Origin of the sequence: Bradyrhizobium aeschynomenes, assembly GCF_013178945.1 — a bacterium.
In the GTDB taxonomy this organism is placed as follows: Bacteria; Pseudomonadota; Alphaproteobacteria; order Rhizobiales; family Xanthobacteraceae; genus Bradyrhizobium; species Bradyrhizobium aeschynomenes.
The window spans coordinates 1-15633 of sequence record NZ_JABFDM010000002.1 but is presented as its reverse complement, the minus strand read 5'-3'; the positions used below and the strand labels follow the sequence as shown (position 1 = coordinate 15633).

The window sequence follows — 15633 nt, the reverse complement described above, 5'->3', positions numbered from 1 at the left end:
AGGCGGCCGCGCCACCCTCCGCTGTCGTCCTCCGCGAAAGCGGGGGACCCAGTATTCCACCGCCGGTCGTGGCCGACCGAGACGCCACGGCGTCCTGTATAACCCGCTTTCGCGGCGTATGACGGCGTTGTCACAGGCACACTGTCATTCCGGGGCGATGCGAAGCATCGAACCCGGAATCCCGAGCTTGTCTTGCCCCCTCATCTCCGGATTCCGGGTTCGCGCTCCGCGCGCCCCGGAATGACGTGGAGGAGGGCGCATGGCAGCTCCCAAAGGGTTGCGAGACTCCCCGCCGCGGCGTAATTCCTTGCCATGACAGCCCAGCCCAACACCCCCGCCAGCGCCGCCACCGACACCTCCGTGGCCGCGCTCCACGACAAGATCCTGATCGTCGATTTCGGCAGCCAGGTCACGCAGCTGATCGCGCGCCGGGTGCGCGAGGACGGCGTGTATTGCGAGATCGTGCCGTTCCAGAAGGCGGAGGCCGCCTTCCGGCAGATGAACCCGAAGGCCGTGATCCTGTCCGGCGGCCCCGAATCCGTCCACGAGGAAGGCTCGCCGCGCGCCCCGCAGCTGATCTTCGATTCAGGCGTGCCGGTGATGGGCATCTGCTACGGCCAGATGACGATGGCCGCCCAGCTCGGCGGCACCGTCGAGGGCGGCCACCACCGCGAGTTCGGCCGCGCCGACGTCGAGGTGAAGACCTCGAGCCTGCTGTTCGACGGCGTCTGGCAGCCGGGCGAGCAGCACCAGGTGTGGATGAGCCATGGCGACCGCATCACGCAGATGCCGCCGGGCTTCTCGGTCGCCGGCGTCTCGCCGAACGCGCCCTTCGCCGTGATCCAGGATGAGGCGCGCAAGTACTACGGCCTGATGTTCCACCCCGAGGTGGTGCACACGCCCGACGGCGCCAGGCTGATCCGCAACTTCGTCCGCAACATCGCCGGCCTCGGCGGCGACTGGACGATGCACGCCTTCCGCGCCGAGGAGATCAAGAAGATCCGCGCGCAAGTCGGCAAGGGCAAGGTGATCTGCGGCCTCTCCGGCGGCGTCGATTCCGCGGTCGCCGCGGTGCTGATCCACGAGGCGATCGGCGACCAGCTCACCTGCGTGTTCGTCGATCACGGCCTGCTGCGCCTGAACGAGGCCGAGACCGTCGTCGATCTGTTCCGGCACCACTACAACATCCCGCTGGTGCATGTGGACGCCTCACAACTCTTCCTCGGCGAGCTCGCAGGGGTCACCGACCCCGAACAGAAGCGCAAGACCATCGGAAAACTCTTCATCGACGTGTTCGAGGCCGAGGCCAAGAAGATCGGCGGCGCCGATTTCCTGGCGCAAGGCACGCTCTATCCCGACGTGATCGAGAGCGTCTCCTTCACCGGCGGCCCCTCGGTGACGATCAAGTCGCACCACAATGTCGGCGGCCTCCCGGCCCGCATGAACATGAAGCTGGTCGAGCCGCTGCGCGAATTGTTCAAGGACGAGGTCCGCGTGCTCGGCCGCGAGCTCGGCCTGCCCGACGTCTTCGTCGGCCGCCACCCGTTCCCGGGCCCTGGCCTCGCCATCCGCTGCCCCGGCGAGATCACGACAGACAAGCTCGACATCCTGCGCAAAGCCGACGCCATCTACATCGACGAGATCCGCAAGGCAGGCCTCTACGACACCATCTGGCAGGCTTTTGCCGTACTGCTCCCCGTCAAGACAGTCGGCGTCATGGGCGACGGCCGCACCTACGATTACGTCGTCGGCCTGCGCGCGGTCACGTCGACGGACGGCATGACGGCGGATTTCTATCCGTTTGATATGAAGTTCTTGGGCGCGGTTGCCACGCGCATCATCAACGAGGTGAAGGGCGTGAACCGGGTGGTGTACGACGTGACGAGCAAGCCGCCGGGGACGATTGAGTGGGAGTGAGGTCGCCAACTAACTAAATTGTGGTTGAGATCGCTGTCTCCACATCGTCATGGCCGGGCTTGTCCCAGTCATCTCGGTCTTGCGGTCCGAGGCGACGCGCGGCGATGTCCTTGAAGGTAATGAAAATATACATTACGATGGGGCGAGACATGGAGGCCGCGATGGCGTCGCTAGCAGTCACTGTGAAAGGGCAGGTCACGCTCAAACGGGACCTGCTGGAGCACCTCGGGATCCAGCCGGGGGAACGGATCGTGTTTGAAAAGCTGCCGGGCGGCGAGTTGCGGCTGCGCGCCGCGCGGCCGATGGGGACGATTGACGGCTTTTTGCATGCCTTGGACGGCAAAGTGAAATTGAAAAAGCCACTGACGATCGAGGACATGAACGAGATCGCGGCGGCAGGTTGGGCCGGCAAGCTGGACGATCAGTGAAGATCACCGCCGATACCAATGTGCTGGCGCGCGCGATCCTGCAGGACGACGCGGCACAATGCCAGACGGCGCGGGACCTGCTCAGGAGCGCGACGCTGATCGCGGTGTCGCTCCCGACCTTGTGTGAACTGGTCTGGATCCTGCGGCAGGGCGCCAGACTGCCGAAAGAGGACGTGGCGCGCAGCATCCGGGCGCTGCTCGATGCAGGCAACGTCGCCATGAACCGGCCCGCAGTGGAAGCGGGGCTGACGCTTCTCGAGGCGGGAGGCGACTTCGCTGACGCCATCATTGCGCATGAAGGCAAATGGCTGGGCGGCGAAACCTTCGTGTCATTCGACAAGAAAGCGGTCGCATTGTTGGCGAAGCAGGGTGAGGTCGCACAGTTGCTGGTCTAGATTCGCTGTTGTGCTGGCGGTCACAGAGATGAGTTTTATGCAGCGTCAACGTGTAATTCGTAACGCACACTGTACTTCGGTCGGCCAGCCCTTTGCAGCGGTGATGATCCGTTGGCGACGGGGGCAAGACAGCCGATCCCCCGGGGAGAGCGCCTATAATCCGTTAAACCGTCGCGCAGGGAAGGCCGGATATTGGGCTGAACCTGTTATGCTGCCGCATGCTTTTTGTCGCGCGCGGACCGCGGGTATCAGTCGGTACCCGGTCTTCCCTGCGCCTCTTCTTCGACCGACGAGGTCGGGATCACGGTGATAGTGCACTTAACTGCGAACTCAAACCCCTCCTATGATCTTGGACTATAAACCGAGCCTGCATCGGAAGCAGGGCGAGGGTAGCGCCTGGCGACCAATCAGGACTGTGCCTCCTGCCAATGCGGATAAGTCACGTAAGCGGTCAGCGCTCCCTCCTCATGCGATCGGATCGTGACCTGCTCGCCTTTCGGCATATGGATGATCTCGCCGGAACCGGCGGTTTCGGTACCGCCGCCGGTCGAGACCGACAGCCGGCCCTCAAGCACGATCATGACATCGTCGACGGCGAGCGTCTCGACAAGGCGTTGATTGGGTCCGTAGCGCCCGTAGCCGATCGTGATCGGCGCACCATGTCGCTGGTCGACCACATTGCCCGCGAACACGTCGCCATCCTGTCCAGGTGAGCGTTCGAACGTTGCGTCGGTCGTGGCAAATTTGCGAACCGTCATGGCATCACCTGCATTATCCGGCGGATGGTTTGAAGCGGTGGCAATCAACGCTGAAGCGAATGTTTGGTTCGAGGCACGACGGCTGGCGCAAAGCGCAAAATGCGCGTCGCGCCAGTTTGTCGCACGATTACATGACAGTGCACTTTATTGTCATATACCGCACGCCACGAACGGATTGGCGATCCGTAGTCTCCCCTCCAGCGCTACGCCATGCTGCATGTCCTCCGACCACAGCGTGTCACAGCCGGGGATTACGCTGACAGTGCATTAAACTCATCAGTTTCGCGATCGAGGCCGCCCGTCGCAGGCTGCATTTGGCGCGGGCGCGCGATGAGGACCTGGGCATCCACGTCCTTCGCAATGACGCCGACGTGGATGGCCGTGACGAGCACGGCCACGACCATGGCGAGAGAGGAAAGTGACTCACCGTCATTCGGTCGTTGTGCGAACGACCATCTGCCCGACGAGCAATCCTCGCATGCCCCGCATTCGCCAACTGCCCGTCGTGCCAGTTTGTCGCGCACTCATCCCTTGCCACGTCGAGGCTGGGCAAGAATCCGAATTAGGGGGGTGAGAGGGCTCGGCGCGGTGCAATTTCGAGCCATGACTGCATCATGGTCCAGAATCGGATCAGGGCAAGCGAAACCGCCTCCCATGCGCCCCTCGCTTCGCCGAAAGTGGCATGTAGAGCTGCAAGAGCCCATTCGGCGATGCGGGCGAGGAAGTCGTCGAAGCCGAGAATGTTGAGGGCGCGGGTGAGATTGTAGCAGAGCGCCATGAGGCTCCATTCCCCGCGAACCTTGTCGAAGCCGCGGACAAGGAAGTGCTGATAGCCGGCGCGGCACTTGAGCGTGCCGAACGGGTGCTCGACGATGGCCGAGCGGCGGCGCATCAATTGGCCGGCCTGTTCGCTCGCCATCCTCTGGCGGTGACGATCCAGCACCTCTTCGTGCTCCCATCGAGAGACGCGGCGGCTTTTTTCCTTCGCAGAGAGACAAGACGCCTTGAGGGGGCAGATGCCGCAAGTCGCCACGGAGGCAAGGTAGCGGCGTTCCATCCTGCCGCTCGTATTCTTCCAGAGCTTCTTTGTTGCATGCAGCGCTTGGTCTGCGGGACACTGGTAGGTGTCGGTCGCGGAATTGTAGGTGAAGTCACCTCGCGTGAAGCGACCGTGCTTCTTGCCATTGCCGTGATGCAGCGGGACATAGGCGGTGACGCCGTCATCCTCGCAAGCCTTGATATCCTCGCTGTTGTAATAGCCGACATCTGCCAGTATCTGCAGCGCCTCGACCTGGAGGTCCTCCTTGGCCGCCTTCGCCATCATATGAAGGTGTCCTGTATCGCTGCGATTGACGACCTCGCTGGCGATGATCAGCTTATGCTTGTCGTCCACGACGCTCTGGACATTGTAGCCTGCGATCGTCTGGTCGCCCTTGCTCAGCAGCCGCGCATCGGAATCGGTCTTCGACACCTGTCCCTTGTCGCCCTTGTCCAGGTTCTCCAGATCGGACTGTGCGCGTTCACGCCTGGCCATCAGCTCCTTGATCTTGTCCCCGACATCGCCGCCATCCTTGTTGCCATCCTTGCCGTCGCCGGGCCGCTTGGCTTCCGCCGCGTCGTTGGTGTCGAGAGACTTGCCGTACGCCTCGATCTCCTCATCGAGCTTGGCGATCTGTTTGGCGAGCTTCCCGCGCGTGAAGATGCTGTCTTTGCTGGCATTGCCGTGGAACAGCGCGCCGTCGACCGCGACCATGGTTCCGCCGATCAACCCGATCTCCTGCAGCAACAGGACGAAGCTACGGTTCGCCGCCTTCAAGGCAGCCCAGTTCTCCTTGCGGAAGTTCGCAATCGTCCGATAGCCGGGCTTCAGGTTCCTCAACAGCCAGATCAGCTCCAGATTGCGACCGGCTTCACGCTCGAGCCGGCGCGACGATCTGATCTGGTTCAGATAACCATAGAGATAAAGCTTCAGCAGGTCCGCCGGATGGTGCGGTGGCTGCCCGACACCCGATCCCCTCCGCTTGGCGTGGCGGAAGCCAAGCTTGGCCAGATCGAGAGCGTTGACGTAGCCGTCAATCGCACGAACCGGATTGTCCGGCCCGACATAATCCTCAATCCGAGGCGGAAGCAGGCTCTCTTGATCGCGGCTCTCGCCGCTCTTGAACGGCCGATTCGTCATGCCCCCAAATCTTACCGTGAACACTGAGTTCTTGCCCAGCCGTCGCCTCGCTCCGTTCGTCGGCACGGGCTGTGACACCCGGCTGCGGAGCAACGCGCCCGTCGGCGAAATGGTGTGGTCCTGGCATCGCGGTGCTGATGCCAAGCTGGTGGGGATGATGATCCGCTGGCGACGGGGGCAAGACAGAGAGCCACCGTTGCCTGAGGAGATCATCATCCCCCTCGAGGCTTGGCGCCAGCTTCGGGGTGCCAGGACCACGCGTCTTCACGTCCGCAAACGGCTGTTCGTCGGCGAGCCGTTCAGGCTCGCTGCAGCAAGCCTGCAGCCACCGCATCCCCAGACCCAACGTCTCGTGACGATCGCGAAGCACCCCTCTCGGAGGCCCAGGATGGGATGGAGATAAGCATGAATTCGGAAAAGTGTAAATTGGATTCCTTTTAGAAAAGTCGCATGTCCGCCGATCCGATTGTGACGACTGTGAAAAACGGTCCCGCGCGCGCCAGGCTCTTGTCGATGAGGAGACACCGCGCGTGAGGCCACGCTGATTACAGAGCTGATTCGCGCGCCTGCTGCTCGCGATGAGAAGTGGATGGGTTCCCCGCAATGCCTAGCGTTGTACGGCCGGTCGTCGAAAACGGCGAATCTGTGCTCGCAAATGTGGAGCGTAGACCTACGCCGATTTTCCTGGTTGCAGACGTCGCAAGAAATCACAAGCGTGCTGTGAAGGGGCGCTTGAATCACGTTGATTGCGGACTGCGAATGACATCTGCTGTACTTCGAATGGGACGCAGGCTGCGGGGGCAGAGATGTTCGGTGATTCCACACGGCGCGATCAGGGCGATCGCGCGCGGAAGTTAACTGCGAGCGCTGCGCGCTTCGCCATTGGCGCCATTTTTTTGATCTCATATTCAATCTTAGGTTTAGCTGGCGGAATGTCGTTGCCCGGCGGCTTCTCCGTCAGCCAGAGTGGTGCGGCGACCTACTCCGTTCCGATTGCCGTTCCACCTGCAACGGCTGGGCTGAGCCCATCGTTGTCGCTGGACTACAGCAGCCAGGGTGCAAACGGTCTGCTCGGGGCCGGATGGTCGCTGGGAGGGGTGCCTTCGATCGGACGTTGTGCTCGGACGCTGGCCCAGGATGGTGTGCTGGGCGGAGTCAACTTCGATTCTGGAGACAGGTTCTGTCTCGATGGCCAGCGGCTGATCGTGGTGAGTGGGACCTATGGCGCCGATGGCGCCGAGTACCGTACCGAGGTGGAGTCCTATTCCAAAATCGTTTCGCATGGGTCTGCGGGCACCGGACCATCGTGGTTCGAAGTCCGGACAAAGTCCGGCCAAGCGCTGGAGTTTGGCCGCACGACCGATTCTCTGGTCCTGGCGCAGGGTAAGACAACGGCCAGGAGCTGGGGACTGAATAAACTGGCGGACAGTAAGGGTAACTACCTGACGGTCTCCTATGTCAACGACGCGACCAACGGCCAAGTGTATCCGTCGCGCATCGATTATACGGGAAATGCTTCGGTCGCGCTCGCGCCCTACAACTCGGTTCAGTTCGTTTACGCGACCCGTCCGGATCCCATTAAGGGTTATCACGCGGGATCGCTGGCTCAGACGACGGTGCGCCTCACGAACGTGAAGACCTACGCCGGTTCGGGCCTGGTCGCAGATTACCAGATTTCCTATCAACAGAGCCCGACGAGCAATGTCTCCGAGATTAATTCGGTCAAGGTGTGCGCGGCCGATGGAGCCTGTCTCCCGGCGATCAGCTTTCAATGGGCAAGCGGGGGAGGTGCGTCCTTTTCCGGCCAGGTGATGTACATCACCAACGGAGAGAGCTTCGGAACGCCGGCATCGGTGGGCGGTGGCACGCAAGGACCGGGGGCGGCCAGCGGAAATCCCGGACTCCAGCAGATTTTTGCCGACTTCAACGGAGACGGCAAAAGCGACATCATGATGTTCTACAGTTCGCATCTCTTCGGCTTTCTCAGCAACGGAGACGGGACTTACACGATCGCAAATTCGGGGACGCCGAATAATTGGGATTTTGGCACAAACCCGGCTGCCAACTACATGTTGATCTCCGGCGACTTCAATGGTGACGGCAAGTCCGACATGGTACTGATAGGTGGAGCGTATCTCTACGTCTTCATCGGAAGGGGAGATGGCACGTTCAACGGCAGCGCCGTGGCTTGTCCGAATGGTTGGAACTTTGGGAGCCCGCCGCAGGCGGTCTACACGCCGGTCATCGGAGATTTCGACGGTGACGGCAGGACCGACTTTCTGCTGATGAGCGGACAATATCTCTACGAATTCATGAGCAAGGGGGACGGCACTTTCACAGGGAACACGATTAATATCGGTATCTGGAACTTCGGAACTCATCCCTCGGACAACTTTACGCCCATCTCCGGCGACTTCAACGGCGACGGAAAGTCGGACTTCATAATGATGGGCAGCACTTATCTTTATGAGTTCCTGAGCAACGGTGACGGCTCGTTCACCTACAACACCGTTTCCATTTCCAATGGTTGGGCCTTCGGTAACCCGCCCACGGCCGGCTTCATGCCGATCACGGGTGATTTCAATGGCGACGGCAAGACCGATTTGGTCATGTCGCAGGGGGCCTATCTCTATGAGTTTCAGAGCAAGGGAGATGGGCAGTTCAACTTCATCACCATTCCCGTCGGCATCTGGAACTTTGGTTCGCCGACGGCAGCTGGTTTCGTGCCGGTTGGCGGCGACTTCAATGGTGATGGCAATGCGGATTTCGCGCTAATCGGCGGCAATGGGCCATACATCTACGAGTTCATCAGCAAGGGCGACGGCACGTTCAACTACAATACGTTGGCCATGCCGAACAGCTGGAATTTCGGTGCGCCGCCGACGACGAATTATTTCATGTTTTCAGGCGACTACAATGGTGACGGTCGTAGCGACTTCGCTTTCATGGAGTCGACGCACATCTACACCGTGTTCGCAAATGGCGGCCCCGGAGATGTCATCACCGGGATAACGAGTGGTCTCGGCATGCAGACCTCGGTGACCTATTCGTCGATGACGAATAGTGTAGTCTACAGCAAGGACTCGACTGCGACCTACCCCGCACTTGAGCTGCAGGTTCCGCTGTATGTCGTCTCGCGTGTCGATACGTCGAACGGCGTCGGTGGGAGCTATAGCTCGACCTATGTCTATGCCGGCGCCAAGGCGGATCTGTCCGGTCGCGGCATGCTCGGCTTCCGCCAGATGACGGTGAAGGATCTGCAGACCGGGATCGCGGACACGACGAATTTTCGGCAGGACTTCCCCTATGTCGGCATGGTGGCATCGACGACGCGGACATTGGGCACGCAGACGCTGGGGCAATCGACCAACACCTACCAGTTCAGCAACGCGGCGGGAACGACGGCCATCAGCCCGTCGAGTGCGCCTTACCGCGTCTCACTGGCGCAGAACTTGGCGAGCGGGACGGATCTCGACGGCTCGGCGCTGCCGACGGTGACCACGGCGAACCAGTATGACGCCTATGGCAATGCGACGCGGGTCACCGTGTCGACGCCGGACGGTTACAGCAAGACGACGGTCAACACCTACAGCAACGATCCGTCGCTCTGGTATCTCGGCCGGCTCACCCGAGCGTCCGTCACCAGCGTCACGCCCTAGCAGCACGTCAGCGGAAGGTTTGTGGCGTGGGCTCGTCCACGCCGCGGGGGAATCTGTGTCCTGCGTAGGGCCGGTCAGGGGTGACCGGCCAGATTTCAGCAGCTTCAATCGGCGACTTGGGGGCTTGGCGCCATGACGATCTCGATCAGAACACTATTGCCGCAGGTGGCGGCAGTCATCGCGCTGACGCTTGCGGCGCCGGCGTGGGCGGCGAGCAGCATCACGCGCACCTCGTCCTTCGCCTATGAAGCCGCCTCGGGTCTGCTGACCCAGGAAGTCGTTGAGCCGGACACGCCGGCGCTGCGGCTGCAGACAGACTATGTCTACGACGCGTTCGGCCACAAGCAGTTGGTGACGGTCAGCGGCGCCGACATCGCCGGCCGCTCGAGCACGAGTGCCTATGATGCGCGTGGGCAGTTCGCGACCTCCAACAGCAATGCGCTCGGGCAGAGCGAGAGCTTCCAGTATGATCCGCGCTTCGGCCAGCCGATCAGCCATACCGGACCGAACGGGCTTACGACGACCTGGAGCTACGATTCGTTCGGCCGCAAGATCCAGGAGACGCGGCCGGACGGCACGATCACCCGCTGGAGCTATCAGTTCTGCAGCGGCGTCAATGGCGGGACTGCGACGTGTCTCTCCGGGGCGAGCTATCTGACCCAGGAGACATCCTATGCCGTTGACGGCAGCACGGTGATCGTACCGACGGCGACCGTGTATTTCGACGCGCTGGAGCGCGAGATCGGCCGGCAGACGCAAGGCTTCGACGGCAGCGTCGTCCAGGCGACCAAGAGCTACGACGCGATGGGCCGGGTCACCCAGACCAGCCGGCCGTATTTTGCGACCGGCGGCACGCCGCGCTACACCACGTTCTCCTACGACACGCTCGGCCGCGTGGTCTCGACGACGCAGCCGGACGGCAGCGTATCGCAGATGGCCTATCACGGCCTGACCACGGTCGAGACCAACCCGCTCGGCCAGACCCGGACGACCGTCAAGAACAGCCAGAGCCAGGTCGTGTCGGTGACCGACGCGCTGAACCAGACGTTGACGGCGGCCTATGACGCCGTTGGCAACATGGTGCAGACCACCGACCCGGTCGGCAACGTCGTCACCGCGAGCTACGATCTGCGCGGCCGCAAGGTTGCGAGCTCCGATCCGGATCTCGGCGTCTGGACCTACACCTACAACACGCTGGGGCAGCTGGTCACCCAGACCGACGCCAAGGGCCAGGTGGTCAGCCTGAGCTACGACATCCTCGGCCGCATGGTGCAGCGGGTCGAGCCGGACATGACCTCGGTGTGGACCTACGACACCGCCGCCAACGGCATCGGCAAGCTGGCGTCGACCGGCATCACCTTAGGTTCCGGCAACGGCTTTGCCCGCAGCGTCAGCTATGACAGTTTGGGCCGTCCGCTGCAGGTCGCGACCACGATCGATGGCGCGACCTACACGATAGGCGCGACCTATGACGCCAATAGCCGGCTCACCAAGGTCAGCTATCCCTCCGGCTTTACCGCGCGCTTCGGCTACAACAGCCTCGGCTTCGCCAACCAGCTGCAGGACGACGCGACGAGCCAGTCGTTCTGGACAGCCTATGCGATGGACGCGGACGGGCACCTCACCCAGCAGACCGCGGGCAACGGCCTCACCACCACCAGGGGCTTCGACCCGCTCACGGGCCGGCTGACCAGCATCGCCACCGGCACCAGCGGCGCCGTGCAGAACCAGAGCTTCGGCTATGACCGGCTCGGCAATCTGACCTCGCGCAGCGACGCCAACACCAACCTCAGCGAGACCTTCGCCTATGACGCGCTGAGCCGGCTGACGTCCTCGACGACCAACGTCGACACCACGCCGCTGGTCAAGACGTTCTCCTACAGCCCGATCGGCAACATTCTGACCAAGTCGGATGTCGGCAGCTACACCTATCCGGCGGCCGGCCAGCCGCGGCCGCATGCCGTCACCGGCATCGCCGGCACGATCATCGCCAGCTTCATCTACGATGCCAACGGCAACCAGACCTCTGGCCTCGGCCGCAGCATCGTCTACACCTCCTACAACAAGCCGGCGAGCATCACGCAAGGGTCGCGCACGATCTCCTTCGTCGACGACACCGACCACCAGCGCGTCAAGCAGGTGACCCCGGAAGGCACCACGCTCTACATCGGCGCCTTCGGCGTCGCGGCCGAGGTGCAGAACCCCGGCACCGTGACGCAGAAATGGACCGACTATCTGATGGTCGGCAACGCCCGCGTCGGCATGCGCGTGGCGCAGACCTCTGGCGGCAGCACGACCGTCACCACGCGCTACTTCCACACCGATCATCTCGGCTCGATCTCGGCGATCTCGGACCAGAACGGCCTCCTGGTCGAACGCCTGAGCTACGACGCCTGGGGCAAGCGCCGCAACGTCGACGGCACGGATGACACCACGGGCAGCATCACCAGCCAGACCACGCGGGGCTTCACCGACCACGAGGAGCTGTCGGTCGCCGGCCTGATCCACATGAACGGCCGGATCTACGATCCGCTGCTGGCGCGGTTCACGAGTGCTGACACGGTCACGGAGAGCCCGTTCAGCACCCAGGGCTGGAACCGCTATTCCTATGTCGGCAACGACCCGCTGACGTTCACCGATCCCTCCGGGCACTGCTTCCTCGGCTGCTTCTGGAATGCGATTGGCAAGGCCGTGAGCGGTGCCTGGAAGGCGGTGACGCACTTCTTCCAGACCAATGCCATTGCCAGGGCCATCTTGCAGATCGGCGCGACGATCATGCTCAACGCTGTGCTTCCCGGGCTGGGGCTAGGGCTGGCAGCCGGCTCGTTCGGCCTCGCCGTTACATCCGCCGCTGGTGGCGCAATGATCGCGACGGGATTATCTGGCGGCAATATAGGTCAGGTCCTAAAGGCCGGGCTCATAGCAGGCGTAACGGCCGCAGCCTTTTACGGGGTAGGGGAGCTCACTACTCACAATCCTGACTTTGGTACCCTGAAATACGCCGAGAATGTTGCCGGTCATGCACTGGTTGGCTGTGCCTCGTCGGCCGCATCAGGCGGCGAGTGCAAATCCGGTGCTCTATCAGCAGCGGTCGGATCAGCTTTGGCGCCCCTAAACAGTAAATTGTTCCCGGATGCTCAGACCGATATCGACCAGCGCATTGGCGGCACGATTGTGGCAGCTACGGCGGGTGGTCTCGCGTCCGTTGCAGGTGGCGGTAAGTTTGAGAATGGAGCCATCACCAGTGCTTTCGGATATCTATTCAACCATCTCCTCGAAAAGCCAGAGCTGCGGAGACTCTACGCTTTGGCTAAGGGGCATCATATTTTCGCAAAGCAGTGGGCTCACGAATTCAGGGACCTTATAAGTACGGATGCTCTCGCTGTTTTTTCGTCAACGACCATTGGAGGAGATGTAGTTTGGGAAGGAGAACACCCAAATCGCTATCGAACAGGAAACGCGCATGATGAGTACAACAACAGTAGTGGCCGAGAGACTGTGCAGCGCTATTTCGCTGAGAAAAACATTACTTCAGCAAATCAAATGAACGTCGAGCAGGCCCACGAAGTCGTCGAGCGATTGAAGGCGCTTGATTTTAATCGGCAGGTAATGGACTATGTTGCCCAGCAGAGACTAAATGGTCGAATTAATGTGCGGAGCGTAACCCGCGGTATTCGCGGTGGTCTAGGCCAATCGACGGAGTAACCCGTGCTGATCCTCTCGGACGCAGTTGGCTTTGATGTAGGAGAAGCTCGGGAGCTTCTCTGGCAAGGTGAAGAGGAAAGGGCTGTTGCCTATTTGGAGCAGTTCATTGCAAAAGGCTCTATTTTGGCCATGATCGAGATGGCGGAGTATCTGCAAAACAAGGGGGACAATTCTTCCAGTCTGCACTGGATGGAAAAGGCCGAACGGGCAATCGGTCCCACGGACTTCGATTCGCTTCTCTATCTTTCGGGGGCTCTTGGGCGCGGACTTGGGGCTGGGACCGCCAAGGAGCGCTACTTTCGAGCCTTCGAGTTGAAGGAGCGAGTTGCGGAAGCGGGTCATCTGGCGGCCATTCGGGAAATGATCGTAAATTACGCTCATGGCCTAAATGGTGCCTCAAAGGATCCGGAACGAGCTATCTATTGGGTGAGGAAAGCTGCTGCGCTCAATGACGAAGAGGCGAAGCAGATTCTTCGAGACGAAGAACTCTGATAGCGCGTCACCTGGAAAAGCTACGTAGAGCGGATCGTGATCGTCTCGTTGTTCCATTGGTTTTGCTCCCGAATAGCGCACAGATACCAGCGACTCGGATTGCGGTGTCAGTGTTGCGCTGCACCCTCAATTGAGGCGCGATAGCTTCATTGATAGAGGGTGAAGTTCATCGTGTGTTGTTCTGCGTGAATGCAGGTTCGAACTCAAGGGGAGATCGATATCCGAGCGCCCAGTGTAGCCGCTCCTTGTAGATCTCGGCGATCAAGCGAGTTGAGCGGGGCGAAGGCGTTCTGCCGGTCGCCAGGGAACTCGGCATTGCTCAAAAGGTTCTACACGAGTGGATCAAGGCCTGGAAGGCGGACGGGGCGGAGGGCTTGAACCGCAAGCGCAGTCGCAAGCCCGGCCCGCGCAAGCTGGAGCGTGTAGGGAGTTAAGGTGATAGTGCGCTTAATTAGTTGATGAGGTGGCGGCTGCGGGCGTTCGTGGTGGTCGATGAGCAGGTGAGGGCTGAGCGAAATCTCCTTTTGACGTGGCGCAATCTTTAATTGCAGATTGTGGCATATGACGCAAATTCGTGTATCAAAGCATGTGTATGACTCACTTGCGTGTCCTGCCAGCAATATCTCTCGCTCCCAAAACCCTCTAGACTCTACCTGTTAGTTGTTGAGCAGCCCTGACTGCTTCGGGGTGGGGTGAACAGCCGTGCGTAGCGAGGCTTGCAGGCGCAGGTGGATGATGCTTGCGATGATGCTGGCGCTATCGGCGTGCCAGACGATGGAGGAGGGCACGTCGTCGTTCGCCTGGAGCACGAGTGCTGCGGAGGCGGGATCGGCGGCGCAGGCGCAGGCGGCGATGCGGGCGCCTTCGGGGAATGCTCGGGCCGGCAGAATCTCGGGCTCGCCGCTGCTCGATGACAACAAGGGCGGCCCTGCCACCGTGATGGAAGGCACCGGGCGCTTTGTTGGGGAGCCGCCGACCGGGGCCGTGCCGCGCGGGGCGGAGGATGTCGCTGACGGCGTCACCATCAATCTCGCCGGGGTTCCGGTGCCGCAGGCGGCGAAGACTGTGCTCGGGGATATTCTCGGGGTCAAATACACGGTCGATCCGGCGATCGAGGGGCGGGTCACGATCCAGACGCCGCGGCCGGTGGCGCGGGCGGCGGTCATCGATCTGTTCCAGGCGGCGCTGCGGGCCAACAATGCGGCTGTGGTTGATCTGAGGCCGGAAAACTGGACCATTTTTGGCTAGAGTCTTGCGCTGCTGTGCAGTGAGGCCGAACTTTGGACCACTCAGAACTAGAGTTTTGCGCCCCTTGCAGTGAGGCCGAACTTTGGACCACTCAGAAGTAGAGTTTTGCGCCCCTTGCAGTGAGGCCGGACTTTGGACCACTCAGAACTAGAGTTTTGCGCCCCTTGATCACGGTGGCGGGCTGGTTGCGCCAGCGTGGTTCTGCAGCAGAATCGGCGGCTTGTTGCCGATCGCGCCGTGCGGCCGTTCTTCGTTGTAGTACCTGCGCCAAGTCTCCACCTTTTCCTCGGCATCCGCAAGCGTCAGGAACCAATGGGCATTGAGACATTCCTCCCGGAAGCGTCCGTTGAACGCCTCGATGAACGCGTTGTCGGTGGGCTTGCCGGGCCGTGAGAAGTCGAGCGTGACGCAGCGTTGATAGGCCCAGACGTCGAGATCTCGCGATACGAACTCGGTGCCTTGATCGACACGGATCGTCGCCGGGAATCCCACTTCATTGCAGACTCTTTCCAGTATCCCCACGACATCGCTACCGCGGAAGCTGAACCGCGGCACCAGCGCCGGCGAGAACCGGGAGAAGATGTCGACGATTGTGAGCACCCGAAGCTTACGTCCGGTTGCCAACTGATCGTGGACGAAGTCCATCGCCCAGGTCTCGTTCGATCGCGTCGCCGGCCTGCGATCATCCCGCAGCTTGGCCCTGACTCGACGCTTCGGCGTCTTGCTGCGTAATTGCAGGCCCAACTCGCGATAGACCCGACGCGTCTTGTTCTGCCCGTGGCGCCATCGTTCGCGAGCAGTGGCAGCGTCATCGGCGCTCGCGTGCCGAGGGCCCGCTTGCGGCCTCCTCTG

At 61.5% G+C, this 15633-nt stretch carries 11 protein-coding genes; 8 read left to right on the top strand and 3 right to left on the bottom strand.

All coding sequences use genetic code 11. The features are described 5' to 3' along the window. Window positions 1-312 precede the first annotated feature (312 nt). From guaA to HL666_RS04745, 3 genes are all read left to right on the top strand, one after another. Complete coding sequence (guaA, locus tag HL666_RS04755; RefSeq protein ID WP_172180218.1) at window positions 313-1917, top strand: glutamine-hydrolyzing GMP synthase; 1605 nt, start codon at window positions 313-315, stop codon at window positions 1915-1917. A gap of 161 nt (window positions 1918-2078) precedes the next feature. Further along, window positions 2079-2345, top strand: a complete 267-nt coding sequence (locus tag HL666_RS04750) for an AbrB/MazE/SpoVT family DNA-binding domain-containing protein (protein WP_172180216.1) — start codon at window positions 2079-2081, stop codon at window positions 2343-2345. Further along, window positions 2342-2740, top strand: coding sequence for a type II toxin-antitoxin system VapC family toxin (locus tag HL666_RS04745; RefSeq protein WP_172180215.1), 399 nt, complete (start codon window positions 2342-2344; stop codon window positions 2738-2740). The genes HL666_RS04750 and HL666_RS04745 overlap by 4 nt, the downstream gene beginning before the upstream one ends. Before the next feature lie 407 nt (window positions 2741-3147). Here HL666_RS04745 and HL666_RS04740 read toward each other — a convergent pair whose 3' ends face one another. Both HL666_RS04740 and HL666_RS04735 read right to left on the bottom strand, forming a co-directional pair. Beyond that, window positions 3148-3498, bottom strand: a complete 351-nt coding sequence (locus tag HL666_RS04740) for a EutQ-related cupin domain-containing protein (protein WP_172180933.1) — start codon at window positions 3496-3498, stop codon at window positions 3148-3150. 562 nt (window positions 3499-4060) lie between these two features. Next, window positions 4061-5677 (bottom strand): IS1182 family transposase, encoded by a 1617-nt coding sequence (locus HL666_RS04735; RefSeq protein ID WP_210261754.1) that lies wholly within the window; start codon window positions 5675-5677, stop codon window positions 4061-4063. Between the two features lie 806 nt (window positions 5678-6483). Here HL666_RS04735 and HL666_RS04730 point away from each other — a divergent pair. The 5 genes from HL666_RS04730 to HL666_RS04710 all read left to right on the top strand — a co-directional run bounded on the left by HL666_RS04730 (window position 6484) and on the right by HL666_RS04710 (window position 14781). Further along, window positions 6484-9336, top strand: coding sequence for an FG-GAP-like repeat-containing protein (locus tag HL666_RS04730; RefSeq protein ID WP_246741469.1), 2853 nt, complete (start codon window positions 6484-6486; stop codon window positions 9334-9336). A gap of 132 nt (window positions 9337-9468) precedes the next feature. Further along, window positions 9469-13041 (top strand): RHS repeat-associated core domain-containing protein, encoded by a 3573-nt coding sequence (locus tag HL666_RS04725; RefSeq protein ID WP_246741468.1) that lies wholly within the window; start codon window positions 9469-9471, stop codon window positions 13039-13041. A gap of 3 nt (window positions 13042-13044) precedes the next feature. Then, window positions 13045-13533, top strand: coding sequence for an SEL1-like repeat protein (locus HL666_RS04720; RefSeq protein ID WP_172180213.1), 489 nt, complete (start codon window positions 13045-13047; stop codon window positions 13531-13533). Between the two features lie 251 nt (window positions 13534-13784). After that, window positions 13785-13967: a helix-turn-helix domain-containing protein gene (locus tag HL666_RS04715; protein WP_172180929.1), complete on the top strand. Its 183-nt coding sequence runs from the start codon at window positions 13785-13787 to the stop codon at window positions 13965-13967. A gap of 340 nt (window positions 13968-14307) precedes the next feature. After that, complete coding sequence (locus HL666_RS04710; protein WP_246741467.1) at window positions 14308-14781, top strand: hypothetical protein; 474 nt, start codon at window positions 14308-14310, stop codon at window positions 14779-14781. 168 nt (window positions 14782-14949) lie between these two features. Here HL666_RS04710 and HL666_RS04705 read toward each other — a convergent pair. Further along, window positions 14950-15633: IS3 family transposase (locus HL666_RS04705; RefSeq protein WP_246741466.1), on the bottom strand; the 684-nt coding region annotated here is incomplete at its 5' end.